Source organism: Nocardia sp. NPDC006982, from assembly GCF_042869435.1.
Taxonomy (GTDB): Bacteria; Actinomycetota; Actinomycetes; order Mycobacteriales; family Mycobacteriaceae; genus Nocardia.
This window is the reverse complement of the sequence record NZ_JBIAFV010000011.1, coordinates 122,367-147,830: the sequence shown is the minus strand read 5'-3', so window position 1 is coordinate 147,830 and position 25,464 is coordinate 122,367. Positions and strand designations below refer to the sequence as shown.

The 25,464-nt window shown below is 65.0% G+C and carries 25 protein-coding genes and 1 tRNA gene; 13 read left to right on the top strand and 13 right to left on the bottom strand.

The window, feature by feature from the left end:
* Position 1: 1 nt before the first annotated feature.
* The 3 genes from ACFYOW_RS34080 to ACFYOW_RS34070 form a co-directional block, all read right to left on the bottom strand.
* The gene (locus tag ACFYOW_RS34080) at positions 2 to 955 is read right to left on the bottom strand and encodes an ABC transporter permease (RefSeq protein WP_387294175.1); all 954 of its coding nucleotides are present in this window, start codon (positions 953 to 955) and stop codon (positions 2 to 4) included.
* Positions 948 to 1,874, bottom strand: a complete 927-nt coding sequence (locus ACFYOW_RS34075) for an ABC transporter permease (protein WP_040686063.1) — start codon at positions 1,872 to 1,874, stop codon at positions 948 to 950. Before ACFYOW_RS34075 ends, ACFYOW_RS34080 begins: the two co-directional genes overlap by 8 nt.
* Before the next feature lie 63 nt (positions 1,875 to 1,937).
* A complete protein-coding gene (locus ACFYOW_RS34070) occupies positions 1,938 to 3,536 on the bottom strand; it encodes an ABC transporter substrate-binding protein (protein ID WP_387294174.1) in 1,599 nt (532 codons plus the stop codon).
* Positions 3,537 to 3,970: 434 nt separating this feature from the next.
* On the opposite strand from ACFYOW_RS34070, the gene acs reads away from it, so the two are divergent.
* The 4 genes from acs to ACFYOW_RS34050 all read left to right on the top strand — a co-directional run bounded on the left by acs (position 3,971) and on the right by ACFYOW_RS34050 (position 8,868).
* Positions 3,971 to 5,923 (top strand): acetate--CoA ligase, encoded by a 1,953-nt coding sequence (gene acs, locus ACFYOW_RS34065; protein WP_387294173.1) that lies wholly within the window; start codon positions 3,971 to 3,973, stop codon positions 5,921 to 5,923.
* Between the two features lie 170 nt (positions 5,924 to 6,093).
* Positions 6,094 to 7,353 carry a Na+/H+ antiporter NhaA gene (gene nhaA / locus ACFYOW_RS34060; protein ID WP_387294273.1) on the top strand — a complete coding sequence of 420 codons (1,260 nt, stop codon included), beginning with the start codon at positions 6,094 to 6,096 and terminating at the stop codon, positions 7,351 to 7,353.
* Positions 7,350 to 7,877, top strand: a complete 528-nt coding sequence (locus ACFYOW_RS34055; protein ID WP_387294172.1) for a phage holin family protein — start codon at positions 7,350 to 7,352, stop codon at positions 7,875 to 7,877. The genes nhaA and ACFYOW_RS34055 overlap by 4 nt, the downstream gene beginning before the upstream one ends.
* A gap of 55 nt (positions 7,878 to 7,932) precedes the next feature.
* A complete protein-coding gene (locus ACFYOW_RS34050) occupies positions 7,933 to 8,868 on the top strand; it encodes an alpha/beta fold hydrolase (RefSeq protein ID WP_387294171.1) in 936 nt (311 codons plus the stop codon).
* Between the two features lie 61 nt (positions 8,869 to 8,929).
* Here ACFYOW_RS34050 and ACFYOW_RS34045 read toward each other — a convergent pair whose 3' ends face one another.
* The 5 genes from ACFYOW_RS34045 to nth form a co-directional block, all read right to left on the bottom strand.
* Positions 8,930 to 9,265, bottom strand: coding sequence for a hypothetical protein (locus ACFYOW_RS34045; RefSeq protein WP_387294170.1), 336 nt, complete (start codon positions 9,263 to 9,265; stop codon positions 8,930 to 8,932).
* A gap of 260 nt (positions 9,266 to 9,525) precedes the next feature.
* Positions 9,526 to 10,719 (bottom strand): MarP family serine protease, encoded by a 1,194-nt coding sequence (locus tag ACFYOW_RS34040; protein ID WP_387294169.1) that lies wholly within the window; start codon positions 10,717 to 10,719, stop codon positions 9,526 to 9,528.
* Positions 10,716 to 11,435, bottom strand: a complete 720-nt coding sequence (locus tag ACFYOW_RS34035) for an NUDIX hydrolase (protein WP_387294168.1) — start codon at positions 11,433 to 11,435, stop codon at positions 10,716 to 10,718. Before ACFYOW_RS34035 ends, ACFYOW_RS34040 begins: the two co-directional genes overlap by 4 nt.
* Positions 11,432 to 12,067, bottom strand: a complete 636-nt coding sequence (locus ACFYOW_RS34030) for a TlpA family protein disulfide reductase (protein ID WP_387294167.1) — start codon at positions 12,065 to 12,067, stop codon at positions 11,432 to 11,434. The genes ACFYOW_RS34035 and ACFYOW_RS34030 overlap by 4 nt, the downstream gene beginning before the upstream one ends.
* The gene (nth, locus tag ACFYOW_RS34025; RefSeq protein ID WP_387294272.1) at positions 12,064 to 12,744 is read right to left on the bottom strand and encodes an endonuclease III; all 681 of its coding nucleotides are present in this window, start codon (positions 12,742 to 12,744) and stop codon (positions 12,064 to 12,066) included. The genes ACFYOW_RS34030 and nth overlap by 4 nt, the downstream gene beginning before the upstream one ends.
* Positions 12,745 to 12,988: 244 nt before the next feature.
* Between nth and ACFYOW_RS34020 the strand changes: the two genes are divergently transcribed.
* Together ACFYOW_RS34020 and ACFYOW_RS34015 are read left to right on the top strand one after the other, a co-directional pair.
* The gene (locus ACFYOW_RS34020) at positions 12,989 to 13,231 is read left to right on the top strand and encodes a hypothetical protein (RefSeq protein ID WP_040686056.1); all 243 of its coding nucleotides are present in this window, start codon (positions 12,989 to 12,991) and stop codon (positions 13,229 to 13,231) included.
* 147 nt (positions 13,232 to 13,378) lie between these two features.
* Positions 13,379 to 14,053: a Crp/Fnr family transcriptional regulator gene (locus ACFYOW_RS34015; protein ID WP_011206875.1), complete on the top strand. Its 675-nt coding sequence runs from the start codon at positions 13,379 to 13,381 to the stop codon at positions 14,051 to 14,053.
* Positions 14,054 to 14,117: 64 nt separating this feature from the next.
* Here ACFYOW_RS34015 and ACFYOW_RS34010 read toward each other — a convergent pair whose 3' ends face one another.
* Genes ACFYOW_RS34010 through ACFYOW_RS34000 form a run of 3 tightly spaced genes read right to left on the bottom strand, consistent with a single transcriptional unit; the run spans position 14,118 to position 15,560 of the window.
* Positions 14,118 to 14,912, bottom strand: a complete 795-nt coding sequence (locus ACFYOW_RS34010; protein WP_387294166.1) for an MBL fold metallo-hydrolase — start codon at positions 14,910 to 14,912, stop codon at positions 14,118 to 14,120.
* 9 nt (positions 14,913 to 14,921) lie between these two features.
* Entirely contained in the window at positions 14,922 to 15,380 is a 459-nt protein-coding gene (locus ACFYOW_RS34005) for a RidA family protein (RefSeq protein WP_063046861.1), read from the bottom strand.
* 18 nt (positions 15,381 to 15,398) lie between these two features.
* Complete coding sequence (locus ACFYOW_RS34000; RefSeq protein WP_085998464.1) at positions 15,399 to 15,560, bottom strand: DUF4177 domain-containing protein; 162 nt, start codon at positions 15,558 to 15,560, stop codon at positions 15,399 to 15,401.
* 339 nt (positions 15,561 to 15,899) lie between these two features.
* On the opposite strand from ACFYOW_RS34000, the gene ACFYOW_RS33995 reads away from it, so the two are divergent.
* Both ACFYOW_RS33995 and ACFYOW_RS33990 read left to right on the top strand, forming a co-directional pair.
* Positions 15,900 to 16,919 (top strand): ArsA-related P-loop ATPase, encoded by a 1,020-nt coding sequence (locus tag ACFYOW_RS33995; RefSeq protein ID WP_063046862.1) that lies wholly within the window; start codon positions 15,900 to 15,902, stop codon positions 16,917 to 16,919.
* The gene (locus tag ACFYOW_RS33990) at positions 16,916 to 18,055 is read left to right on the top strand and encodes an ArsA family ATPase (protein ID WP_387294165.1); all 1,140 of its coding nucleotides are present in this window, start codon (positions 16,916 to 16,918) and stop codon (positions 18,053 to 18,055) included. The genes ACFYOW_RS33995 and ACFYOW_RS33990 overlap by 4 nt, the downstream gene beginning before the upstream one ends.
* Before the next feature lie 113 nt (positions 18,056 to 18,168).
* On the opposite strand, the gene ACFYOW_RS33985 is transcribed toward ACFYOW_RS33990, so the two are convergent.
* Positions 18,169 to 18,492: a WhiB family transcriptional regulator gene (locus ACFYOW_RS33985; RefSeq protein ID WP_040686051.1), complete on the bottom strand. Its 324-nt coding sequence runs from the start codon at positions 18,490 to 18,492 to the stop codon at positions 18,169 to 18,171.
* Positions 18,493 to 18,860: 368 nt separating this feature from the next.
* Between ACFYOW_RS33985 and ACFYOW_RS33980 the strand changes: the two genes are divergently transcribed.
* The gene (locus ACFYOW_RS33980) at positions 18,861 to 21,233 is read left to right on the top strand and encodes a penicillin-binding protein (protein ID WP_387294164.1); all 2,373 of its coding nucleotides are present in this window, start codon (positions 18,861 to 18,863) and stop codon (positions 21,231 to 21,233) included.
* Between the two features lie 61 nt (positions 21,234 to 21,294).
* On the opposite strand, the gene ACFYOW_RS33975 is transcribed toward ACFYOW_RS33980, so the two are convergent.
* Positions 21,295 to 21,759, bottom strand: coding sequence for a GatB/YqeY domain-containing protein (locus tag ACFYOW_RS33975; protein WP_387294163.1), 465 nt, complete (start codon positions 21,757 to 21,759; stop codon positions 21,295 to 21,297).
* 133 nt (positions 21,760 to 21,892) lie between these two features.
* Here ACFYOW_RS33975 and ACFYOW_RS33970 point away from each other — a divergent pair, with 133 nt between their 5' ends.
* From ACFYOW_RS33970 to ACFYOW_RS33955, 4 genes are all read left to right on the top strand, one after another.
* A complete protein-coding gene (locus ACFYOW_RS33970) occupies positions 21,893 to 22,855 on the top strand; it encodes a metallophosphoesterase (protein WP_387294162.1) in 963 nt (320 codons plus the stop codon).
* A 47-nt stretch (positions 22,856 to 22,902) separates the two neighbouring features.
* Positions 22,903 to 24,132, top strand: coding sequence for a hypothetical protein (locus tag ACFYOW_RS33965; protein WP_387294161.1), 1,230 nt, complete (start codon positions 22,903 to 22,905; stop codon positions 24,130 to 24,132).
* A 60-nt stretch (positions 24,133 to 24,192) separates the two neighbouring features.
* A tRNA-Pro gene (locus ACFYOW_RS33960) sits at positions 24,193 to 24,266 on the top strand.
* Positions 24,267 to 24,750: 484 nt separating this feature from the next.
* Positions 24,751 to 25,458, top strand: coding sequence for a GntR family transcriptional regulator (locus tag ACFYOW_RS33955; RefSeq protein WP_387294160.1), 708 nt, complete (start codon positions 24,751 to 24,753; stop codon positions 25,456 to 25,458).
* The last annotated feature ends 6 nt before the right edge of the window (positions 25,459 to 25,464 follow it).

Sequence of the window (25,464 nt, the reverse complement as noted above, 5' to 3'; positions counted from 1 at the left end):
GTCACCTCTTCCTCGCCTTCGGATCGAGCGCGTCCCGCAGCGCGTCGCCGAGCAGGATGAAGCTCAGCACGGTGAGCGCCAAAGCCGTTGCGGGATAGAACAGAATCGGCGACCCGCCGCGCAGTTCGTGCTGGTTGGTATTGATATCCGAGCCCCAGGACACGATCGTGCGCGGCAGGCCGACACCGAGGTAGGACAGCGTCGCCTCGGTGACGATGAACGCACCGAGCCAGATCGTGGTGACCACGATCAGCGGTCCGGCCGCATTCGGCAGCACATGGCGCAGCAGCGTGCGTATTCGGGATACCCCCAATGCCTTCGCCGCCGTGACATATTCGCTGTTCTTCGCCTCGATCACCGCACTGCGCGCGATGCGTGCGGCCTGCGGCCAGGTGAATGCGGCCAGGATCAGGATGACGGTCCAGATCGTGCGCGAATCGAGCAACTGCATGATGACGATCGCGGCCAGCATCAGCGGAATCGCATAGAAGATCTCCGCGATGCGCGACACCACCGAATCGAGCAACCCACCGTAGAAGCCCGCGAGCGCCCCGAGTGTGCCGCCGACCAGCAGGAACACCGTGGTCGCGCCCAAGCCCGCCATCACGGAAGCTCGGGCGCCGTAAACGGTTCGGGTGTAGACGTCGCAACCCTGCTTATCGAAACCGAACGGATGTCCGGGCCCGCGCGGATCCATGCTGAAATCGCCGTTGCAGTAGCGCGGATCCTGATCGGAGAACAGGCCGGGCCACAGCACCACGATGGCGATGAACACGATCAGCACCGCGGCCACGATGAAGATCGGATTGCGGCGCAACTGCCGCCACGCGTCCTGCCAGATGCTGGTCGGTGAACCGGTATCGACGACCTGATCGGTGGCGAGCACCTCGACTTCATCGGGCGGCGCGACGAAATGCTGCTGCCGGTCCGGAGCTTTCTTATCGAGCTCAGGCATATCGGATCCTCGGGTCGAGCGCGGCATAGAGCAGATCGATGATCAGATTCGAGATCAGGAAGATCACGATGAGCACGGTCACGAATGAGACCACCGTCGGCGGCTCACCGCGGGTAATCGCCTGGTACAGCGTCCCACCCACGCCCGGGATGTTGAAGATGCCCTCGGTGACGACCGCGCCGCCGATCAACGCACCGAGATCGGCGCCGAGGAAGGTGATCACCGGAATCATCGAGTTACGCAGAATGTGCACGGTGACCACCCGCGGGCGACTGAGCCCCTTCGCGGTCGCGGTGCGCACGTAATCGGCGGACATGTTCTCCGCCACCGAATTTCGGGTCAGCCGCAGTACATAGGCGAACGACAACGACCCGAGAACGAATGCGGGCACGAGCAATTCACCGACGCTCGCCTTACCGGTAACGGTCACCGGCGCGATCCCCCACTTCACACCCAGTACGAACTGGGCCAGAAAGCCGATCACGAAGATCGGCACCGCGATGATGATCAGACTGACCACCAGCAGCGTGGAATCGAACAGTTTGCCTTTGCGCAGTCCAGCGATCAGACCGAAGACGACACCGAAGACGCCCTCGATGAGCACCGCCATGAACGCCAATTTGATGGTGATCGGGAAGGCGCGGGCGAGTTCGTCGCGCACCGGTCGACCGGAGAAGGCCGTCCCGAAGTCGAGGGTGAAAATGCCCTTCAGATACAGCAGATACTGCACGATGAACGGACGATCCAGGTGATACCGCGCACGCAGTTGGGCCTCGACGGCAGGCGTCATCGGCTTGTCACCGGCCAGCGCGTGGATCGGATCGCCCGGAACTAAGAAGACCAGTGCATAGATGAGCAGCGTCGCCCCGAGGAAGACGGGGATCATCTGGAGCAGACGCCGCACGACATACCAGGCCATTTCATCTCCTGGGTGAGCGGCGCGGCCGTGCCGTCGGAATTGCGACACGACCGCGCCGAGCGGCTACTTCTCGATGTTTTCGAAGTCGAACAGACCATTCCAGGCCAGGTCGGCCTTCTTCACCTTGTCCGAACGTCCCGCCGCGGCAAGATAATCGAGCACGGGGATATCGGCCATATCCTTGATCAGCAACGCCTGCGCCTGCGCCACGATCTTGTACGACTCGTCCAGCGTCGGCGCGGCCAATGCGGCGTCGAGCAGGTGGTCGAATTCGGGGCTCTTGTAGTCGACGTTATTGGTTTCGGAGTAGCTGTAGTACTGCGAGGTGAGGAACTGCAGCATGGTCGGGTAGTCGCCCTGCCAGCCGTAGCGGAACGACTTGCCGATCGTCTTCTGGTTCACCAGATCTCGGATGTTCTTGAACGTCGGATACGGCGCGCCGACCGCATCGATACCGAGGGTGTTCTTGATGCTGTTGGCCACGGCTTCGATCCACGCCTGGTGGCCGCCGTCGGAGTTGTAGGCGATCTCGTAACGACCCGACCACGGCGAAATGGCATCGGCCTGCGCCCAAATCTTCTTGGCCTCTTCGGGGTTGTACTTCAACACCTCCGAGCCGGGCAGGTTGCCGTTGAATCCGGGCAGGGTGCTCGAGGTGAAGTCGCGCGCCGGAATCTTGGTGCCGTTGAAGATGGTGTCGCAGATCTGCTGCCGGTTGATCGCCATCGAGATCGCCCGGCGCCGCAGCAGCCCTTCCTCACCGCCGAAATGCGGGACATTGGACTGGACGCCGATGTGCTGGTTCTGCGCGGACGGATCCAGGATCGCGCGATCGCCGAGGTCCTTCTTGTACGAAGTCAGCGCGCTGTCCGGAATGGTGTCGAGGGTATCGAGATTGCCTGCCTGCAGATCCGAGTAGGCGGTATCGAACGACTGGTACATGACGAAGCGCAGACCCTTGTTCTTGGGCGCACGGCCGCCCTTGTAGTCCGGGTTGGGCACCAAGTCGATCTTGACGTTGTGCTCCCAGGTCTGGAACTTGTACGGGCCATTGCCGATCGGGTTCTCACCGAAGGCCTTCATATCCTTGAACGCGGCATCGGGCAGCGGATAGAACGGCGCGTAGCCGAGTTCGGTCTCGAAGTCGATGGACGGTGACTTCAGCTCGACGGTGAAGGTTCGGTCGTCGACCACCTTCAGCCCCGACATCGTTTGCGCCGTGGGCTTTTCCGCCGACACCTCGTCGAATCCGACGATCGGGGTGAACGCGTAACTCTGCAGCTGACCATTGGTGCCGAGAGCGCCGTAGTTCCAGGCGTCGACGAACGACTTCGCGGTCACCGTGCTGCCGTCGGTGAACTTCCAGTCCGGCTTGATGGTGATCGTGTAGGTCTTGCGGTCGTTGGTCTTGATGGACTCGGCCATCTCATCGTGCGCAACGCCCTTGCCGTCGTAGTACTTCAGACCCGCGAACAGGCGGTCGACGACACGGCCGCCCATATTCTCGTTGGTATTGGTCGGCACCAACGGATTCTGCGGTTCGCCACCGTTGGTGGTGACGATGTCGGCGTCGGCACTATCGCTCGACGAACATGCGGACAGTCCCAGGCTTGTGGCCAGCAGGACTGCCGCGGTCAACGCTGTAGCTCTGTTGAATCTCAACGCGTTCTCCCGATTTCGAGACAGGCGAAGGGGATCCGCGACGACGCATGAGTATCTGCCCAGCGCGCCTCGACTCGATCCGCCTTGGAATGCCTGGGACGTTAGCTATTCGAAGCAGCCTTGTCACCGGATTGACAGAGGTTCGTTCCACTTGTTACCAATCCGGCAACATCATCGAAACACGCTAAACATTAAAGAGAAGACAGCCATCCGCCGGAAGTATGCCTCCGTTGGGGCTTCCGGGATCCGGAGCTGGTTGGTCTATGACGATAGCTACCGAAGGCTCGGTTTGTCAGCGGATCGCGCAGGATACCCGCCGCGGTGACGCGGTGGAAACCCATTGGACACAGCAGGCGCGGGCTGGATCACAGTTGGTTACTGTCGAAATCGACTGCGACTGCCAGCACCACGGGGCTACGTGAGGAAGAGACGAGATGACCGAAACCACCGACCACCGGGACTCGTACCCGCCGACCGCGGAATTCGCCGCGGCGGCGAATGCCGACGCGTCGTTGTACCAGCGGGCCACGGCGGATCGCGACGCGTTCTGGGCCGAGCAGGCCGACCGGCTGCACTGGGAGCAGCCGTGGACACAGGTGCTCGACTGGAGTGACGCGCCCGTCGCGAAGTGGTTCGTCGACGGCAAGCTCAATGTCGCCTACAACTGCGTGGACCGCCATGTGCTCGACGGGCACGGCGATCAGGTCGCCATCCACTGGGAGGGCGAACCGGGCGACTCCCGCGACATCACCTACGCCGAACTCCTCGCCGAAGTTTCCCGCGCCGCAAACTATCTGACCGAACTCGGGCTCGAAGCGGGCGACCGGGTCGCCATCTATATGCCGATGGTTCCCGAGGCGATCGTGTCGATGCTGGCCTGCGCCCGACTCGGGCTCACGCATTCGGTGGTATTCGCGGGCTTCTCCCCCACCGCATTGCGCCAGCGGGTCGACGACGCGAGCGCCCGGTTGATCATCACCACCGATGGTCAGTGGCGGCGCGGTAAGGCCGCACCGCTCAAGGAGGCTGTCGACGAGGCGCTCTACGCCGATGGCGATGTGCCGCACACTGTCGAGCACGTACTCGTGGTGCGGCGCACCGATATCGAGGTGCCGTGGACCGAGGGCCGCGACCTGTGGTGGCACGAGACCGTCGCGCAGGCCTCGTCCGATCACCAGGCACAGGCCTTCGACGCCGAGCATCCGCTGTTCATCCTCTACACCTCCGGCACCACCGGAAAGCCCAAGGGCATCCTGCACACCAGCGGCGGATATCTCACCCAGGCGTCCTACACACACCAAAATGTCTTCGACCACAAGGCCGGACGCGACATCTACTGGTGCACCGCCGATATCGGCTGGGTCACCGGGCACACCTACATCGTCTACGGACCGCTGTCGAACCGGACCACCCAGGTCGTCTACGAGGGCACGCCGAACTTCCCGGATGAGCACCGGCACTGGAACATCGTCGAAAAGTACGGCGTCACAATCTATTACACGGCGCCGACGCTGGTTCGCACATTCATGAAGTGGGGTAGGGAGATTCCGGCCGCACATGATCTGTCCAGCATCCGGGTGCTCGGCAGCGTCGGCGAACCGATCAATCCCGAGGCCTGGCGCTGGTACCGCGAGGTGATCGGTGCGAACACCGCGCCCATCGTGGACACCTGGTGGCAGACCGAGACAGGGTCGATCATGATCTCCCCGCTGCCTGGGGTCACCGCCGCCAAGCCCGGCGCCGCGATGACACCGCTGCCCGGAATTTCGGCGATGGTCGTCGACGAAGAAGGCAAGGCGGTCGAACTCGGTGAGACCGAGGCCAACGGCTATCTGGTGCTCGATCAGCCGTGGCCGTCGATGCTGCGCGGCATCTGGGGCGATATGGACCGCTACCGGTCCACCTATTGGGAGCGCTACGCGGAACAGGGCTGGTACTTCGCCGGTGACGGCGCCAAGCTCGATGCCGACGGCGACCTGTGGGTGCTGGGCCGGGTCGACGACGTGATGAATGTGTCGGGTCACCGCATCTCCACCGCCGAGGTCGAATCCGCGCTGGTCGGTCACTCCGGCGTCGCCGAGGCCGCGGTGGTGGGCGCCAGCGATGCGACCACCGGACAGGGCATCGTCGCCTTCGTGATCCTGACGGCCGAGGCCAAGGACACCGGCGACGCGCTGATCGGCGAACTGAAGGCGGAGGTGTCACGGGAGATCAGCCCGATCGCCCGGCCGCGCGAGATCCACGTGGTGCCCGAGCTGCCCAAGACTCGCAGCGGCAAGATCATGCGGCGACTGCTGCGCGATGTCGCGGAGGGCCGCGAATTGGGCGACACCTCGACGCTGGTAGATCCGAACGTTTTCGAGGCGATCCGGGCCAGCCGCGCCTGAGCCCGCACATCCGCGTGAGGCCGGTGACGGAATTCGTCGCCGGCCGCACCCGTTAGAATTGCGTAAGGTGTGCCGGGAAGCCTGGTCGGCATGCGGTCGCGTACCTGAAAGCCGGATCGGTGGGATTGCGCGTCCGCGGTCCAGCCCACCCCGGCGGAAGGTTTCCCGTGATCACCCAAGTTCGCTCGGAGCTGACGCGGTATCTACGCACCGAAACCGTTGGTGGTGCAATCCTTCTGATCGCGGCTGCTGCCGCGTTGCTGTGGGTGAACTCGCCATGGGGCCATAGCTACTTCACCGTCACCGAGTACGTCCTGCCGATCAAAGCACTGCATCTGGATCTCACCGTCGCGGACTGGACCAAGGACGGTCTGCTGGCCATCTTCTTCTTCGTCGCCGGATTGGAACTCAAACGCGAGCTGGTGGTCGGCGAGCTCGCCGATCCGAAACGGGCCCTCCTGCCGATCATCGCGGCGGTCGGCGGCGTGGTCACCCCGGCGCTGATCGCATTCGCGGTCGGGTTCGGCGTCGACGGGATGGACCGTGGCTGGGCGATTCCGGTGGCCACCGATATCGCGTTCGCGCTGGCTGTGCTGGCCATGACCGGATCCCGGATTCCGGCAAGCGCGCGGGTCTTTTTGCTGAGCCTCGCGGTAGTCGACGATCTGCTCGCCATCATCCTGATCGCGGTGCTGTTCACCACGACACTGTCGGCGCTGTGGCTGCTCGGCGCGGCGGCCTGCTTCGCTGTGTGGGCACTGGCCCAGCACAGGCGGATATCCACACCACTGCTGTATGTGCCGCTGGCGCTGGTCTCCTGGTACGCGCTGCACGAGGCGGGCATCCATCCGACGCTGGCCGGTGTCGCGCTCGGCCTGCTCACCAGGGTGCGCAAGGATTCGGGCGAGACCGAAGCCCCGGCAACGCGGCTCGAGCATATGATCCAGCCGATCTCGGCCGGCCTCTGCGTGCCGCTGTTCACCTTGTTCGCCTCCGGAGTTCCGTTGGACGGCAAGGTTTTCCAACACCTGTTCAGTGACAGGCTGCCGCTGGCCATAATTCTCGGATTACTGCTCGGCAAGACTGCCGGTATCTTCGGAATCAGCTGGGTGGCAATCCGATTGGGCATTGCGAAGCGTCCGGTCAGCCTCGGCTACCGAGACATGTTCGCCCTCTCGGTGCTCGGTGCGATCGGCTTCACCGTTAGCCTTCTGGTGGCAGAACTCGCGCTGACCGACGTCGGTGACGGCTCAGCCGTCGAATTGGCGAAGGCCGCGGTGTTGGTGACGTCAATGACGGCGTCGCTCGCGGGTTCGGCGCTACTGTTGCGGCGTGGGCGTGTCCACCAGGCGCGGCGGGACGCGCGTGCGATAGAACGAGAGACTGAGGCGGAAGCAGTGCCGGGACAGGGAGAAGGGTCGACCAAGTGAGTTTCGCAAACGGCGGTAACGGGGATGAGTCGCGTCGCGACCGCACTGTCACCTCGATTCCCCTCTCGGACGCCAACCCGGCCGGGTCGGCGAGCTTCGGCGCCCTGGTCCGCGATGCCACCGAGCAGATGTCGACGCTGGTGCGGGCCGAGGTCGAACTGGCCAAGGCCGAGGTGACCGGGGAGATCAAGAAGGGGCTGCAGGGCAGCGTCTACTTCATCCTCGCACTGACCGTGCTGCTGTTCAGCACCTTCTTCTTTTTCTTCTTCCTCGGCGAGCTGCTCGATGTCTGGCTGGCGCGCTGGGCGGCGTTCCTGATCGTGTTCCTGCTGATGATCGTCGCGACGGCGGTGCTCGCCCTGCTCGGCTATCTGCGGGTCAAGAAGCTGCGGGCGCCGGAGAAGACGATCGATTCGCTCAAGCAGGCGCGCACGGTGCTGCCGAGCGGATTCGGCTCGCACGAGGAGCACCTCACGCTGGCGGAGCCGACGCAGTCGAAGTCGCTCGAGCAGCCGTCGAAGTAGCGGCGCGGCAGCGTCGACTAGGCGGTGAGCCGGACCCCTACTAGGCTCGGTCGGCGTGTCGTCGAACTCGTTTCCCGATCCGTCCAGCGTCCGTTACGACGGTCCGTGGACGCATCGAGACGTGCACGCAAACGGCATTCGCTTCCATGTCGTCGAGGCCGAGCCGGACCGCCCGGACGCACCGCTGGTCGTCCTGCTGCACGGATTCGCCGATCTCTGGTGGTCTTGGCGGCATCAGCTGACCGGACTCGCCGAACTCGGCTACCGCGCGGTCGCGGTGGATCTGCGCGGCTACGGCGACAGCGATAAACCGCCGCGCGGCTATGACGGTTGGACGCTGGCCGGTGATATCGCCGGCCTCATCCGCGCCATGGGCTATTCCGAGGCCACGCTGGTCGGACATGCCGACGGCGGACTGGTGTGCTGGACGACCGCGGTGCTGCATCCACGACTGGTGCGCTCGATCGCACTGGTGAGTTCCCCGCATCCGGCCGCGCTCAAGAGCGCGGTACTGCGGGACCGGCGTCAGCGGCGCACCTGGCTGCCGAATTTCCTGCGCTATCAGCTGCCGCGCTACGGCGAACATCTGCTGACCACCGGGAACGGCTTCGAGGTCGAACGGCTACTGCGCCAGCGAGTGAGCCGAACCTGGTCGGGCACCGCCGAATTCATCGAGACGGCCGATCGGATGCGCTCGGCCATCCAGATTCCCGGTGCGGCGCACTGTGCGCTGGAATACCAGCGCTGGGCCTTCCGCAGTCAGTGGCGTCCGGATGGTCGGCGGTTCATGGCCACCATGCGGGTGCCGATCCACATTCCGGTCCTGGCCATGCGCGGTGAACTCGACGGCTACATCCTGCCCGCGACCTTCCAGCGCGGCCGCCGGTTGTCACCGCAGCGGCGACAGGTCGTGATTCCCGGCGCGGGTCACTTTGCGCACCAAGAGAACCCGGAAGCCGTCACGATGGAGTTGGCCAAGCTGCTCGGGTAGCAAGTCTCACGTCGACCTGGCGGGCAACCGATCCGAAACCGATTGCCCGCAGGGACGACAGCTAGTAATCGAAAGTGATTCTGATCACTATGTCGTTGATGTTGGTGATCAGGTCGTGTTCCCCGAAGTGATAGGGCTGATGGTTCTCGGTTTCAATCAGACCTTGATGGGAACCGGCCTGGATAGTCGCGATCGGGGATCGCTCCGGATAGATCGCCGTCCCCGCACCACCGTCGCTGCATCGCCCGCCGCGGTCATAACTGATGTCGACATAGGTGTAGCAAAACTTTGCCCCGTCATCCGCGTCCGCGGTCCCGGGCATCGCCACACCAAGCGCGACCACGCTGGCAAAGGTCGCAACTGTGGCAAAGGTCGCGACCGCAGGGATGCTTCTCACAGCAGATTTCTCGACATCGGATCATCCCCTCCGAACCACCATGCAGGCAAGCGCTCTGCGATGGTTCCTCTGAACATATATGGCCACAATAGAATTCCGTAGCCCCGGCGCGATTTCCTTGGCCGGACGGCAAGCTCAGGCTAGCGAGCGAGTGTGGACCGTGTCATCCATTGACATCGAATTCGCTAGCGTAACTAGCGAATTCGCGCGACGTGCAGCCGACATGGCGCATCGGCTACCACCCGATGCGCCGTCGGTGTTCAGCTCAGCACACAGGCGCCGGTCTCGACTGGTGCAACCGCACCAGGGGCAGTATTCAATTGCGCCCGGACCTCGGACAGCGTCAGTACGTATCCCGTGTCATCGTCGGTTACCGCCGCACCGAACACGATGCCGAGCACCTGTCCCTCCGTATCCACAAGCGGCCCACCCGAATTACCTGCACGCACTTGGCCACGAACCGTGTAGACCTCCCGCTCGACGGTGCCGTTGCGGTAGATCGTCGGGCCCGTCAAGTCCAGCGTCTCGCGAACGCGGGCAGCACTGGCGGTGTACCGACCGCCGCCTGGGTAGCCCAGCACGATAGCGCTGTCACCGGAGTGCGCTGGCTGCGGAGCAGTTGGGATCACGGGCGCGGTGAGCCCCGGTACCGAGAGCACCGCGACATCCTTGGACGGATCGAACAAGACAACAGTGGCATTCAGTGGCCCGTTGGTGGCGTCAACTGTGATGCTGGTCGTCCCCGCGACGACGTGGGCGTTGGTAACTATCCGTTCGGGCGCGATGACGAAGCCCGAACCCTCCAGCGCCCGCTGGCAACTCGGGGCCACGCCGCGGATGCGCAGCACACTCTGCTGCAGCGAGGCCGCGACCGGGCTGGCGAGCACGCTGGGATCCGGCGGTTCGACCGCCGCGATCGGCGCGCGACCGAACGGTCCGATGACATCCGGCAGCCCGGAGGTGTTGAGCAGCTTGGAGAATTCGTTCGGCAGCCGCCGCAGCCAACTCGGGGAGACATCGTTGACGTCGGCGAGCACCTTCGAACCATTGATGGCCGCGGCGATGGCCGGCTGGGACGAGGTGGCCAGCGGCAACGCCAGCAGCCATGCGGTGACCAGCACCGCAACCGCCTGCAGTACCGCGCCGACGACGCTGTCCACACTGCGGGTGAACGGATGTCGCATACCGCCGCGCGCGGCCCGGCCGAGCACCATGCCCGCGACCTCACCGACGATGACCAGCAGCACGATCAACAGCACGCCGGTGAGTACCCGCGGTCTGCCCTCATTGACATGGATCAGGATGTGCGGAGCGATGAGAATGCCCGCGACCGCGCCGAGTACGACGCCCAGAAAGGCCAGCGCGGAGGCCACCGCACCCTGCCGCCAACCGGAGGAGGCGGCCAGCAGCGCGAGCAGCACCACCGCGATATCGAGCCAAGCCGATGAACTCATAACGTCATCCCTACGGCCGCCAGCGCGGACTCTAGATCGCGAACATCGCTGTGGTCCCAGTTCCGTTCCCACCCGGCGGTCTTGCAGATGCCCGCCAGAATGCCGCCGGTCAGTCCCCACACCAGCATTCCGTCCACCTGGAATGCCGGACTCTGATAGCCGAGGCTGCCACGCACCATGAAGCGATTCGCCGGGTCCAGCAGGTCGGCGAGCGGCACCCGCACGACGCGTTCGGTCTCGGTGTGGTTGACCACGTGGACCGCCCTCGGGGTGTGCCAGTAGGCCACCACCGGGGTCACGTCGAATCGGGAAGGGGGCACGAAAAGCTTCGGCAGCACCGCAAAGGGTTCGACGCCCTCGCGCGCCAGCCCGGTCTCCTCACAGGCCTCGCGCAGGGCGGTGTCGATCGGACCGGAGTCGCCGGGATCGACCGCACCGCCGGGAAAGGCGACCTGACCGCGGTGCTGGCGCATGGTGGAAGCGCGCTGGGTGAGCAGCACATCCGCATCGGCGGGCAGCCCGCCCGGCGCCTCGGGATCGGCTTCGGGCGAACCACTGAACAGCACGAGCACTGCCGCCTGCCGCGGTGTGGTGCTGATCGTCATGGCCCGCCGGACCGCCCGCGCCAAGGACAGCGTGTCGGTGGGATCGGTATTCGGGTCCGCCGCTCGGCGCAGCCATTTCGGGATGCTGTCCGGCATGGGGATCTCGGTCATGCCGCAACTCCCAGATTATTCGCGACCGTATCGGCGATGTCGTCGACGCCGTTGAATGCCCGCACCACCACCTCGGCGATCGAACCATCGGCACGCAACAGCACCGATACCGGCAGCACGGCGGGCGCACCGACCGCGGTTCGCACCTTGGTGCGCGGGTCGAGGACGCCAGGCAACGTCACCTTCAGGTCGGTCAGCAGCGCGAGCGCCCTCGCCTCATCCGGATCGCTGTGCACGGTCAGCACCGTAACCGCGTTTCCGGCCCGTCGCGCGTACTCCTGCACATCTGGCAACTCTTTGGCGCACGGTCCACACCAGTACGCCCACAGGTTCAGCAGTGCCGGTTTGCCCGCGAGTGCGGCTGCCAGGTCGACCGGTTTGCCGTCGGACAGACAGGTCAGGGCGAGTCCGGCAAGCGGCCCGCGTCCCACCGCATCCGCTGCGGGCGTCGGGCAATTCGCGAGCCCGGCGGCGGTGCGCGCTTCGACCGATGCGCTCGCAAGGGAATTCGCCGAGTGGTCGCCGCTCGTCGCGGTCTCGTCGTCAGCGCGGGGCCACAGCGCGACCGCCAAGGCCACCACGGTGATCAACCCTGCCAGCGCCAAACGCGCCGCGACAGGTATTCGTCTCACCGGCCCACCAGCTCGAGCAAATGCTCCGCCTCCGGACCCTTCACCAGCTTGGCCGCGGTTTCCGGATCGGTCGGCCCGACCCCGAACGACGGGCAGTCCTTGGCCAGAATGCAGACACCGCATGCGGGCTTGCGGGAATGACAGACCCGGCGCCCATGGAAAATCACGCGATGGGACAACATCGTCCATTCCTTGCGTTCGATGATCGCGCCGATGGCGTGTTCGACCTTCACCGGATCTTCCTCGGTGGTCCACGCCCAGCGGCGCACCAGCCGGCCGAAATGGGTGTCGACCGTAATGCCGGGCACCCCGAAGGCGTTGCCGAGGATGACGTTGGCAGTCTTGCGGCCGATGCCCGGCAACTGCACCAGTTCGTCGAGGGTGTGAGGCAATTCACCATCGAAGCGTTCGACCAGCGCCTGCCCGAGCCCGATCAGCGAACTGGTCTTGTTGCGGAAGAAGCCCGTCGGCCGGATGTATTCCTCCAGCTCGGCGCGGTTTGCCTCGGCGTAGGCGCGAGCGTCCTGATACTGCGCGAAGAGCGCGGGTGTGGTCAGATTCACCCGCTCATCGGTGCACTGCGCGGAAAGTATTGTCGCAACCGCCAATTCGAGCGGTGTGGTGAAATCCAGCTCACAGTGCGCGTCCGGAAAAGCCACCGCGAGAGTGCGGTTCATCCGGCGGGCCCTTCGGGTCAGGCCGAGCTGGGTTTCCGCTTGTCGCGCTCGGGATTTGCGCTTCGGCGCGGGGACCGCGCCGGGTTGCGCATCGGTCGCCTCGACGGCAGGCGCAGGCCCGCTCACGGCAGCAGTGGAGGGGGAGACACGCACGCGTCCACCATACGGAACCACCCCACAACGGTGCCCTCCTAGATCTCTTGCCGTGTTCCATCTGAGACCTAGACCGTGTTTACTGCTCGTCATGCAAGGACTCGCTGTGGTGCTCTTCCCAGTGGTGCTGATGCTTTTTGCACTGGGCATGGAGCGGGTCGAGAATCGGCTCCGCAAACTTCTCGAACCCGACGAAGAGGTTCAGCAGTACCTGGACAAGGCAAGCAACGCCGAAGTGAAGGAGCTGACGAAGCTCGGACTGCCCGCCGCGGTGGCACGGATGCGCAGGCGTCGGTCCCGTGGCGAAGAGCTGGACGTCGCACGCGCCAGCTGAATCCCCTACCAACCGGTACCTGGCACGCCGCGCAATCGACTCGTTACGTGGTGTCTGTCACTACGCTGCTGTAATGCCGCGTAGACTGCGCTGTTGGCCGAATCGCTTCGGTCCAGGACAGAGCCATTTCCCATAAGGAGCACATTCGTGGACGAGGCCCTCGCCAGAGCAGGCATCTTCCAAGGCGTAGAGCCCACCGCGGTGGCGGCTCTCGCCAAACAACTGCAGCCCGTGGATTTTCCGCGCGGCCATGTCATCTTCAACGAGGGCGAGCCCGGCGACCGGTTGTACATCATCACCTCCGGAAAAGTGAAGATCGGACGACGTTCCCCGGACGGCAGGGAAAACCTGCTGACCATCATGGGTCCGTCGGACATGTTCGGTGAGCTGTCGATCTTCGACCCGGGTCCGCGCACCTCGACCGCTACCACCGTGACCGAGGTCAGGGCGGTCACCATGGACCGTGACGCGCTCAAGTCCTGGATCGACCAGCGGCCCGAGATCGCCGAGCAACTGCTGCGCGTTCTCGCCCGCCGTTTGCGCCGCACCAACAACAACCTGGCCGACCTGATCTTCACCGACGTCCCCGGCCGGGTCGCCAAGGCGTTGCTGCAGCTCGCGCAGCGGTTCGGCACCCAGGAGGCCGGTGCGCTGCGGGTCACCCACGACCTCACCCAGGAAGAGATCGCACAGCTGGTCGGCGCCTCCCGCGAGACCGTGAACAAGGCTCTGGCCGACTTCGCGCACCGCGGCTGGCTACGGCTGGAGGGCAAGAGCGTGCTGATCTCCGACTCCGAGCGCCTGGCCCGCCGCGCGCGCTGACGCATCTGAACGCAAAAGCACGCTGAGTTCAGCTACCGAATGAACTCAGCGTGCTTCGGTGTTTCTAGTTCTGCTCGGCGCGCAGGTACTCCAACTGCGCTTGCACCGAACTGCGTGCCGCAGGCCACAGCCGCTTGTCCACATCGGCATAGACCTTGCGCACAACCGACATCGCACCCGCGTTCGGCCCGAGCACGCGCAATGCCGCCCGCACCTGATCGAGCCGCTCCTGCCGATGCTCGATGTAGTACCGCGCGATCGGTTCCAGATCGGGATGATCCGGACCATGCGCGGGTAGCAGCGCACGTCCCGCACCCGCCTCGACCAGCTTGTCCAGCGATGCCAGGTAATCGGCGAGGGTGCCGTCGGTGGAATCGAGCACGGTGGTGCCGAAGCCGAGGATGGTGTCACCGGTCAACACCGCGTCGTCGAGTACGAAACTCACCGAATCCTTGGTGTGGCCGGGAGTATCGAGGACGGTGATCCGCAGTCCGGCGGCCTCGATCACCTCGCCGTCGATCAGCGGCGCATCCGAACCGCGCAGGAATTCGGCGGTCCTGGCCCGCACCGGCGTACCCGTCAGCGCGACCAGCCGGTCGATGCCACCGGTGTGATCGTGATGCCGGTGCGTGATCAGGGTGAGCGCGATATTGCCGTCGGTGACGCGGGCGAGCGTCTCGCTGTGCGCCTTGTCCTTCGGTCCCGGATCGACGAGGACGTATTCCGATTGCCCCGGCGCACGCAGCAGCCAGGTATTGGTCCCCTCCAGCGTCATCTGGCCGGGATTGTCCGCGAGCACGACCGCCGCGGTCGGCGTGACCTGGCGCAGCCGGCCGTATGCGGGATGGGTGAGCGTCATCGAACCTGTCTAGCGCACTTCGGCGATCAGTTCGACTTCGACGGGGGTGTTGCGGGGCAGTTCGGCGACGCCGACCGCGGAGCGCGCGTGCACGCCCGCATCACCGAAGACCGCACCGAGCAATTCCGAGGCGCCATTGACGACCTGCGGCTGATCGGTGAATCCCGGTGCGGAGGCGACGAATCCGACGACCTTCACAATGCGCACCACCGCATCGAGCCCGACCAGATCGTGCACCGCGGCAATCGCGTTCAGCGCGCAGAACTTGGCCGCCTCCTTGGCCTGTTCGAGCGAGACCTCCGCGCCGACCTTGCCGGTCGCCGAGAGCTGGCCGTCTACGAACGGCAGCTGACCGGAGGTGTAGACAAGCGATCCGGTGCGGATCGCCGGAATGTAGGCGGCGACCGGCGCCACGACCGGCGGCAGGGTCAGGCCGAGCTGGGCGAGGTTCTTCTCCCACTGGGTCATAAGTGCAAGTCCCTTCGGTTACTTGGGGCGCTTGAGGTAGGCGACGTGCTGTTCACCGGTCGGACCGGGCAGCACGGTCACCAGCTCCCAACCGTCGGCGCCCCACTGGTCCAGGATCTGTTTGGTCGCATGCGTCAGCAACGGAACGGTGGCGTACTCCCACACCTTCGAATCACTCATGCAGTTACTTTGGCAGCGCCTTCGGCGCTGCGTGTTCGCGGCCCCCTGGTGTCTCGCGGCTGACCCTTTCGAGCGACCTGCAAGCAGTCGCTAGCGGCGCCGTCGAGACTCGCGACTTCGTCGCATGCGCTTCGACGACTCGGACGCGAGACGGGCCGCGAACTCCTCGCTCGTAAGACTCGCTCCGTTGTGGTCGAGAGAGCGGGTATCTCACCTTGCGGCAAACCCTGCAGCCTGCCGTCTGGGACGGAATCGCTGGAAAATGAGGCGCTGACCATATCGCTGGGACGCGATGTCAGAACGGGTTATAGGCTCGCGATCGTGGGAGTACCAACAGCAGTGCCTATTTCGGCGGAGCCGGGGCCGGAAACAGGTTGGCCGGAGCGCGCGGATAAGGCCCGCCTGCACTATGTCTCCGGCAAAGGGGGAACCGGCAAGTCGACGGTCGCCGCCGCGCTGGCACTCGCGCTGGCCGCGGGCGGACGACGGGTGCTGTTGGTCGAGGTGGAGAGCAGGCAGTCCATTGCCCAACTGTTCGATCTGCCGCCGCTGCCGCCCACCGAAACCAGGATCGCCACCGCGGACGGCGGCGGTGAAGTAGTCGCGCTCGCACTCGATATCGAGCACGCCTTCCTCGAATACCTCGACATGTTCTATAACTTGGGCTTCGCCGGGCGGGCGATGCGCCGGGTCGGCGCCATCGAATTCGTCACCACGATTGCACCCGGTCTGCGCGATGTCATCCTGACCGGCAAGATCAAGGAATGCGCGGTCCGGGTAGATAAGCAGGGCAAGCCGGTATTCGACGAAATCGTCGTCGACGCACCGCCGACCGGACGGATCGCCAGCTTCCTCGATGTCACCCAGGCCATGGTCGAGGTGGCCAAGGGCGGGCCGATCGCCTCGCAGGCCGAGGGCGTCTCGAGGCTGCTGCACTCCGATCAGACGATGATCCACCTGGTCACCCTGCTCGAGGCGCTACCCGTGCAGGAAACCGCCGACGCCGTCGCCGAACTCACCGCCAATGACCTGCGAATCGGCACCGTCATCGTGAACCGGGCGACCAAGGGCCAACTGCCGGCCGACGTGCGCAATAAAGCCGCACAGGGCGATATCGATCGCGATGCCATTCGCGCCGGACTCACCGAAACCGGAATTTCCCTGTCGGACCAGGACTTCCAGGGCCTGATCACCGAAACCGTCGAGCATTCGGCCACTTTGCGGGCACAGGACGAAAGCGCCGCCGAACTCGCGAAGGTGGATGTATCGCGGATGTATCTGCCCGCGCTCGCCGACGGCATGGATCTCGGTGGCATCTATGAACTTGCCGAACATCTGAGCAAGCAGGGGGTCCGATGACTAGTCCGAATGTGGCCACGCCACTAGATGTTTCGAGCATTATCGCCGATCCCACCGCGCGGGTGGTGGTCTGCTGCGGCTCCGGCGGCGTCGGCAAGACGACCACCGCGGCGGCCATCGGATTGCGCGCGGCCGAGCAGGGGCGCAAGGTCGTGGTACTCACCATCGACCCGGCACGTCGGCTGGCCCAGTCACTCGGTGTCGCCGATCTGGACAACGCCCCGCAGCGGGTGGCGCTCGGTCCGGACGCGAAGGGCGAATTGCACGCGATGATGCTCAATATGCGGCGCACCTTCGACGATATGGTGCTCGAGCACACCAGTCAGGAGAAGGCGGAGCAGATCTTCGCCAATCCCTTCTATCAGACGGTCGCCTCCTCCTTCGGCGGTACGCAGGAGTACATGGCGATGGAGAAGCTCGGTCAGTTGGCCGGGCGCAAGGAGTGGGACCTGATCGTGGTCGACACTCCCCCGTCGCGCAATGCGCTCGATTTTCTCGATGCGCCGCAGCGGCTGGGAAACTTCTTGAACGGCAGGATGATCCGGGTCATCATGGCTCCCGGTCGCGGTGTCACCCGATTGGTGACCGGTGCGATGAGCCTGGCCGTGCGCGGGGTTTCGACCATTGTCGGCGGCCAGATGCTCAAGGACGCGTCGAATTTCCTGCAGTCGCTGGAGTCGTTGTTCGGTGGTTTCCAGGATCGCGCGGACCGCACGTACGCGATGCTGTCCAAGCCGGGCACGCACTTCTTGGTGGTCGCGGCCGCCGAACCGGATGCGCTGCGCGAGGCGTCCTTCTTCGTCGACCGCCTCTCGACCGAACGCATGCCGCTGGCCGGACTGATCTTGAACCGGACCCACCCGATGCTCAGTTCACTGTCGGCCGATCATGCGCTGACCGCCGCCGATCAGCTCGCCGAATCCGATCCGCTGACCGCCGCGGTGCTGCGTATTCACGCCCATCGGGTCGCTACCGCCAAGCGCGAACAGCATCTGCTGCACCGGTTCACCGGTGCGCATCCACGGGTCCCGATCGCTTCGGTGACCGCCCTGCCCTTCGAGGTCTCCGATCTGGAGGCGCTGCGTGCCGTCGCGGCGCAACTCACCGATGCGCACCCGGTCGAGGTGACCGCCTGAGGCGTTATCGGCGGCGAAATCGCCAGAGCGACTGTGTCATTCTGATGCCGGTTTGATATAGACCCGTTAACGAAGCCGAGCCCGCAATCGCGGGCTCGGCTTCAGTTCCAGGGTTAGATTGCGATTTGATGTTGACGCTGGGCTTGGAAAAAGTCCGCCCAGGACGTCACCTCCGGGTGCTGCTTGAGCAGCGCACGACGCTGCCGTTCGGTCATTCCACCCCACACGCCGAACTCGACTCGATTGTCGAGTGCATCGGCCCCACACTGCATCAGCACCGGGCAGTGCCTGCAGATCGTCGCCGCCTTGCGCTGCGCCGCGCCGCGGACGAACAGTTGATCAGGGTCTACTTCCTTGCATCGAGCCTGGGCTACCCAGGCGATCCTTGCTTCGGCCTGCTCTACGTCCAATCGAGCGATGGGGGTTGTCATGTGCATTTGGTGTGCCCCTTTGCAGTCCGAACACCGGGTCAACGGCGCTCCAGAATCGCGTGTCAGTGTCGCAGCAACCCAAACCCCGCTGCGAACTGCACCACATTCCACTTTGAGTGTTAGCTCTATCACACTGGGTTCTCAATCTAGGTAAAGGTATGGCTTCTGCGCAAGACCGTCCCGAGACTTTTTGGTACGTCCGTCCCTGCAACCGTGATCCAGAACCGGGCGGTCGACTCGACCTGCGGCCCGCCCCTCCGCGACACGCCGGAATCCATCCCGCGACACGCCCAATCCGGCATGCGAACTCCAGGATCCGAGCTACTCGCAAACACACCCGAGAGCGCCGAATCGGCACCCCGTAGTCTGGGTCCGTGCCGATCACACATACGCTCGCGAGGCTGGCCGGCAGCTGCGCGCTGGCCGCCGTGCTCGTCGCCGGGTTGTTGTTCCCTCTCGCAGGCGGTTTCGGGTTCGTCTCCAACCGCGCCGCCGACGCCGTCGACAATGTGTCCGCAGAGCTGGTGGAGGGCACCGTCCCCGCCGTCTCGACCATGGTCGACGCGAATGGAACGCCCATCGCCTGGTTGTACGAGCAGCGCCGCTTCGAGGTCCCCAGCGACAAGATCTCCAACGATATGAAGTTGGCGATCGTCTCAATCGAGGATCGGCGCTTCGCCGAGCACGCAGGTGTGGACTGGACCGGCACCATGCGCGCGTTCGTCACCAATACGAGCAGCGGCGAGGTGCAACAGGGCGCGTCCACCCTCGATCAGCAGTATGTGAAGAACTTCCAGCTACTCGTCGTCGCCAAGACCGACGCCGAGCGCCGGGCCGCCATCGAGACCACTCCCGCACGCAAACTGCGCGAGATCCGGATGGCGCTCACGCTGGACCGAGAGCTCACCAAGGACGAGATCCTCACCCGATATCTGAATCTCGTCCCGTTCGGTAACTCCTCCTACGGCATCCAGGACGCGGCGCAGACCTACTTCGGCGTCGACGCCGCGAATCTGAATGTGCCGCAGTCGGCGATGCTCGCGGGCATGGTGCAGTCCAGCTCGAAGCTGAATCCCTACACCAATCCCGAGGGTGTGCTGCAGCGGCGCAATACCGTGTTGGACACGCTGATCCAGAACATCCCCAGCCGCGCCGAGGAATTCCGCAAGGCCAAGTCCGAACCGCTCGGCGTGCTCCCCGAGCCCAAGGGGCTCCCGCGCGGCTGCATCGCCGCCAACGATCGCGGCTTCTTCTGCGACTACGCGCTGCAGTATCTGGCCAATGCCGGTATCAGCCGCGAGCAGATCAATACCGGTGGCTACACGATCAAGACCACGCTCGACCCGGCTCTGCAGGATTCGGTGAAACGCTCGGTCACCGAGGCCGCGAACCCTAACCTCGACGACATCGCCCAGGTGATGTCGGTGGTCGGGCCTGGACAGGATTCGCATCCGTTGCTGGCCATGGCCAGCAGTCGCACCTACGGCCTGAACCGCAACGCCAACGAAACCGTGCAGCCGCAGCCGTATTCGATGGTGGGTGACGGCGCGGGCTCGATTTTCAAGATCTTCACCACGGCCGCGGCCATGGAAAAGGGTCTCGGTATCAACGCCCAGCTCGATGTGCCGGGCCGGTTCGAGGCGAAGGGCATGGGTAACGGTGGTGCGCGTGGCTGCCCGCCCGCCACCTACTGCGTACAGAACGCGGGTAACTACAAGTCGCCGATGTCGGTGACCGAAGCACTGGCCACCTCGCCGAATACCGCGTTCGTCAAGCTGATCCAGGCCGTCGGGGTCACCCCGACCGTCGATATGGCGGTGCGCCTCGGCATGCGTTCCTACACCGAGGCGGGCAGCTCGGGCCACGGCAACCAGAGCCTGGCGGACATGATCAAGGAACAGAACCTCGGCTCGTTCACCCTGGGCCCGGTCGCGATCAACCCGCTGGAGCTGTCGAATGTGGCCGCCACCTTGGGTTCCGGCGGCCGGTGGTGCCCGCCGTCGCCGATCAAGGAGGTGATCGACCGCTCCGGCAAGACGGTGCCGCTCACCCAGCAGGCCTGTGAACAGGTCGTCGATCCCGGACTGGCGAACACGCTGGCCAATGCCATGAGTCAGGACGACATCAGCGGCACCGCGGCCGGCGCGGCGCGGGCGACCGGCTGGAACGCGCCGCTGTCGGCCAAGACGGGAACCACCGAGAGCCACCGCTCCTCGGCGTTCCTCGGCTTCACCAATTCGCTTGCGGCCGCGGCCTACGTCTACGGCGACAGCCCGACACCCGGTGAGATCTGCTCGTTCCCGCTGCGCGGCTGCGGCGACGGCAATCTGTTCGGTGGTAATGAACCCGCTCGCACCTGGTTCAATGCGGTCAAGCCGGTGATCGGGAACTTCCCGCCGCCCGCGCTGCCACCGCTGGACGACAAATATGTGCGCGGGTCCAACCAGGCCCAGGTCCCCGATGTCGCGGGCATGACCCAAGGTCAGGCGACTGCCGCACTGGTCGCCGCGGGCTTCCAGGTCTCGCCGGTGAACGGCACCGGTGCGCCGCCGAAGGGGACGGTGATGGGGACAGCGCCGAATGGGTCGGCGATTCCCGGGTCGGTGATCACGATCTATATCAGCGACGGGACGGAACGGGCACCCGCGCCGGCACCCGGACCGGCGCCTGCGCCTGGTCTTCCGATTCCGGGCATTCCAGGCATTCCGGGATTACCGAATATTCCGGGATTCCCTGCCCCTCGATAACTCCTCATAAATACGAAAGCCGCCGATCCGGATCCCGGATCGGCGGCTTTCTTCGGTACGGCTACAGACGCGACTTCACGGCGGCCGAGATGCGAGAGCCGTCGGCCTTACCGGCGGCGATCGCGGTGGCGGCCTTCATGACCTGGCCCATCTGTCGCATGCCCGGGCGCTCGCCGAGTTCCTCGGCGACCTGCGCGATCGCGGTATCGGCGACATCGGCGACCTCGGCGTCGGTCAGCTGCGTCGGCAGATATTCATCGATGATGCGCGCCTCGGCGTGTTCGTTGGCGGCCAGTTCGCCACGCCCGGCCTGGGCGTAGACCTCGGCCGACTCGCTGCGCTTCTTCGCCTCTTTCTGCAGTACGGCGACGACCTCGGCATCGGAGAGCTCACGTGCCTGCGAGCCCGCGACCTCCGCGGTCTGGATGGCGGCGAGCAGCATCCTGAGGGTGGCGAGGCGCAGCGTATCCTTGGCCTTCATCGCGGCGGTCATATCCGCACGCAGCTGCGATTTGAGTTCCGACATGTGCCACACGGTAGCCGTTTCCCTGTTCCCGGCCCATTACATTTGGCGTTCGACCCGGATTCACCACACCGGCCCGACCGCTTGTGCGGAAACACACTCAGCGTTCCGGACCGGGGTCACCTATGCTGGGCAAATGCCCGTAATCTCGACCTCCGCCATCCGACGAACCGCGTTGGGAGCCGCCGGGGCCGCGGTGGCCGGTATCGGCTACGCCTCGCTGATCGAACGAAACGCCTTCGTACTGCGCGAGGCCACGATGCCCGTGCTACAGCCGGGCTCGTCGTCACTACGGGTGCTGCACATCAGCGATCTGCACATGATGCCTGGTCAGAAGCTCAAGCAGCAGTGGCTGCGGGAGTTGGACCGGCTGGAGCCGGATCTGGTCGTCAATACCGGCGACAATCTTTCGCACCAGAAGTCGGTGCCCGCGGTGGTTCAGGCCCTCGGCGGATTGCTTTCCCGCCCGGGCCTTTTCGTTTTCGGCAGCAATGACTATTTCGCGCCGGTGCCGAAGAATCCGGCGAAATACTTCAAGAAGGATCACCGCCGGGTGTACGGCGCGCCGCTGCCGTGGAAGGACCTGCGCGCGGCCTTCACCGAGCGCGGCTGGCTCGATCTGACCCATGTCCGCCGTGATGTCGAGGTCGCGGGCATTCGAATCGCGAGCGCGGGCGTCGATGATCCGCATCTGCAACGCGACCGGTACGACACCGTCGCCGGTGCGCCCAACCCGCTCGCCGTGCTGAGCATCGGCCTGACCCACTCCCCCGAACCCCGGGTGCTGGACCGCTTCGCCGAGGACGGCTACGACCTGGTCATGGCCGGACATACGCACGGCGGCCAACTGTGCCTGCCCGGATACGGTGCGCTGGTCACCAACTGCGGTATCGATCGCTCGCGGGTGAAGGGCTCGTCCAAGTGGGGCGCGCACACCCAACTGCACGTCTCCGCGGGTCTCGGTACCTCCCCGTGGGCGCCGTACCGCTTCTGCTGCCGCCCCGAGGCGACGCTGCTGACGCTGGTCGCCGCACCGCCGAAACGTCCCAATGCCGATAGCGGGCAGGGCGTTTCACCCTCGGAAGCCATCGCCCGCTGAGTTCCGCTAAGGTCCTTTGCCGAGACTGACGTCAGGCAGGGGACAGTGTGAGTGATCTCGACGACCGGCGCGAAACCGGTACGCCGTATCAGCAACAGCCTTATGGCGCAGAGCAATTCGGCCCTGCGCTGGGACAGCCCGGATCCGGGACGCAGTCGGGGGCCGACCCGGCGCACGGCACATTCGGTGCGCCGGTTCAACTCGATCCGGCCGCACTGTCGCCGTTCGGCCCCGAACCCACTGCCGAACCGTGGCGCGGCGGCGTCGCACCGGCCCCGGCCATGCCGTGGCAGCCCGAACAACAAACCGTAAGTGCCCCTGGTCAATTCGATCCGACCCTGCAGTGGGCGCCGCAACCCGCTCCGGCATGGCAGTCGGGCTCGACGACGCAATTCCATCCCGGCGCAACAGCATCCGGACCGTATGGCGGCATGCCGGCGCCCCATGGCCCTGGCGGTGGCTCCAATGCGTTCTTCAGTGACCGATTCGCCTCGGACTTGGCCGCCGCATCGAGCGTGAACCGATCAGGCCACGGGCGCCGCACCCCTTGGATCGCCGCCGCGGTCGCGACGCTCGTGGTCGCGGGCGGGGCGACGGCGACTATCGTCACGGCCAACCACGGCTCGGGCGACACCGCGGCGCAGAATCCGGTTCCGTCGATGGTGAGCGCACTCACCCCCACCGGTTCACGTACCTCGACCCAGCCGACCACCACCAAGCACGCCCCCGCCAATAACGAGACCCCCGTCGTACCCGGTTACCAGGTTGTGGTGGCCTCGGACCTCGGGGCCGCCTATGACGTACCCGCCGACTGGACAGTCGCCCCCGACGGCAAGGTCGGCGGCTTCGGCGATCCGCCGGACGCTGTCACCGGCAAGGGGCTGGCCACCGAGGGGAAGAGCTACTGCCCCGGCTCGACCCGCACCGTGGCCTTCCTGACCGGCTCCAAGGACACCGATTCGGCAACCGCCGCAACCGAACTCGGCACCAGGACCGCCAAGATCGCCTACACCAACTCACCGGGCGGTATCCCGAGCGCCGCACAGCCGCTCCGCTCGCTCGACGGCTCCCAGCAGGGCATGTTCGTGGAGACCAAGGGCACCGCCACCAAGGTCAATCCGGGCTGCGCAACCGACTACTCGATCTACACCTTCGCTACCCCCACCGACAGCGGCAATTTCGTCATGGTGATCGCGGCCGACACCGGCGTCCCCAATGCCGTCGACGCGGCCACCGCGATGCGCATCTTCACCAGCCTTCGCCCCCATGGAGGCTGATTGACCTGCGGGTTTAACGTCTGGACGTGAGCTGTTGTAAGCTACTCCAGGTTCGCTTCACGGGGTGTGGCGCAGCTTGGTAGCGCGCTTCGTTCGGGACGAAGAGGTCGCAGGTTCAAATCCTGTCACCCCGACTCGTGGTTGAGACGAACGGTTCCGCCCCCGGCCCGCACAGGTCGGGGGCGGAGCTGTTTTCGCTGGTTGGCCCGGCGGTCGGGGGTCGGCCACCACACCGCGCAGGCAATGACCGCTAGTAGCCCGCAGACCAGGGCGAGCAAGCCAACGATCACGAACGCATCCATCCATACCTCCCGAGACTTCTCGTAGGTGCACCCGGCGTCGCGACGGATCGGCACCGACCGGCACGGAAGTGCCCGGCTGTCATCAGCCTGCGGGGACAATGTGTCCTGCGGTGGTGCGGCGACGTTGCCGAGTGTTGCTGTCTGCTCCCCCTCACTGTGCACCGCCGGTGCGAAATTCCGGAAGGCGGCACGCCGAAGGAATGCGCGATGGTTCCGATATGTCCCCGGTCGTCCGATATGGGCGGTGAGCAGACTCTTACCGCTTGCTAACGTGCGGTCATCTCGATGAAATGCGAGGTCCATAGCGTATACACGCATGTCGACACGGGTGGCCACACTGGCGGATGCAGCGGGACGGCCGCTGCGCGATGTTGTTTATACGACTTTGCGCGCCGAGTTGATCAACGGGGATATCCGGTTCGGCGAGCGCCTTACCGAGCCCAAGCTGTCGACCCGGTTCGGAATCTCGCGGACGCCGGTCCGGGAGGCGCTGACCATGCTGTGCTCGGACGGACTGTTGCAGCGGGAGGAATACGGCTTCACTCCGGTGCGGCCCAGCATTCCGTTGATTCGGGACCTGTACGAGCTGCGAATCACCTTGGAGCTAGGTGGAATTCAGCGCGCCATCGATAATCCGGCGGTCGTGCACGATCATGCGTTACTGGCGACCGAGCGCGAAGCCTGGCTGGCCCTGCGTGCGGATCCGCCCGAGCAGGAGCCCGGTTTCGTGGTGCGCGACGAGGAGTTCCACGTCACGCTGCTGACGGCGGCGGGCAATGCCGAGCTGGTGCGCTCGCTGAAGGCCGTGAATTCGCGGATAAGGCATGTTCGGATGTACGACTTCATGGTCAACAACCGGATCGAGACCACCATCGCCGAACATCTGGGAATTCTGGATGCCGTTCTGGCACAAGACCTTCCGCTGGCATATCGACTGCTGCACACGCACATCGGGGAATCGCTCGATGTCGTTCTCGATCGGGTCACGCGGGCGATTGCCGCGATGTCCTTGGCAACTGAATAGGGGAGT

Coding starts and splice junctions, on each gene's coding strand:
- ACFYOW_RS34080 (WP_387294175.1), bottom strand. CDS start 955: ATGCCTGAGCTCGATAAGAAAGCTCCGGACCGGCAGCAGCATTTCGTC.
- ACFYOW_RS34075 (WP_040686063.1), bottom strand. CDS start 1,874: ATGGCCTGGTATGTCGTGCGGCGTCTGCTCCAGATGATCCCCGTCTTC.
- acs (WP_387294173.1), top strand. CDS start 3,971: ATGACCGAAACCACCGACCACCGGGACTCGTACCCGCCGACCGCGGAA.
- ACFYOW_RS34040 (WP_387294169.1), bottom strand. CDS start 10,719: ATGAGTTCATCGGCTTGGCTCGATATCGCGGTGGTGCTGCTCGCGCTG.
- ACFYOW_RS34035 (WP_387294168.1), bottom strand. CDS start 11,435: ATGACCGAGATCCCCATGCCGGACAGCATCCCGAAATGGCTGCGCCGA.
- nth (WP_387294272.1), bottom strand. CDS start 12,744: ATGAACCGCACTCTCGCGGTGGCTTTTCCGGACGCGCACTGTGAGCTG.
- ACFYOW_RS34020 (WP_040686056.1), top strand. CDS start 12,989: ATGCAAGGACTCGCTGTGGTGCTCTTCCCAGTGGTGCTGATGCTTTTT.
- ACFYOW_RS34010 (WP_387294166.1), bottom strand. CDS start 14,912: ATGACGCTCACCCATCCCGCATACGGCCGGCTGCGCCAGGTCACGCCG.
- ACFYOW_RS34005 (WP_063046861.1), bottom strand. CDS start 15,380: ATGACCCAGTGGGAGAAGAACCTCGCCCAGCTCGGCCTGACCCTGCCG.
- ACFYOW_RS34000 (WP_085998464.1), bottom strand. CDS start 15,560: ATGAGTGATTCGAAGGTGTGGGAGTACGCCACCGTTCCGTTGCTGACG.
- ACFYOW_RS33990 (WP_387294165.1), top strand. CDS start 16,916: ATGACTAGTCCGAATGTGGCCACGCCACTAGATGTTTCGAGCATTATC.
- ACFYOW_RS33985 (WP_040686051.1), bottom strand. CDS start 18,492: ATGCACATGACAACCCCCATCGCTCGATTGGACGTAGAGCAGGCCGAA.
- ACFYOW_RS33975 (WP_387294163.1), bottom strand. CDS start 21,759: ATGTCGGAACTCAAATCGCAGCTGCGTGCGGATATGACCGCCGCGATG.
- ACFYOW_RS33970 (WP_387294162.1), top strand. CDS start 21,893: ATGCCCGTAATCTCGACCTCCGCCATCCGACGAACCGCGTTGGGAGCC.
- ACFYOW_RS33955 (WP_387294160.1), top strand. CDS start 24,751: ATGTCGACACGGGTGGCCACACTGGCGGATGCAGCGGGACGGCCGCTG.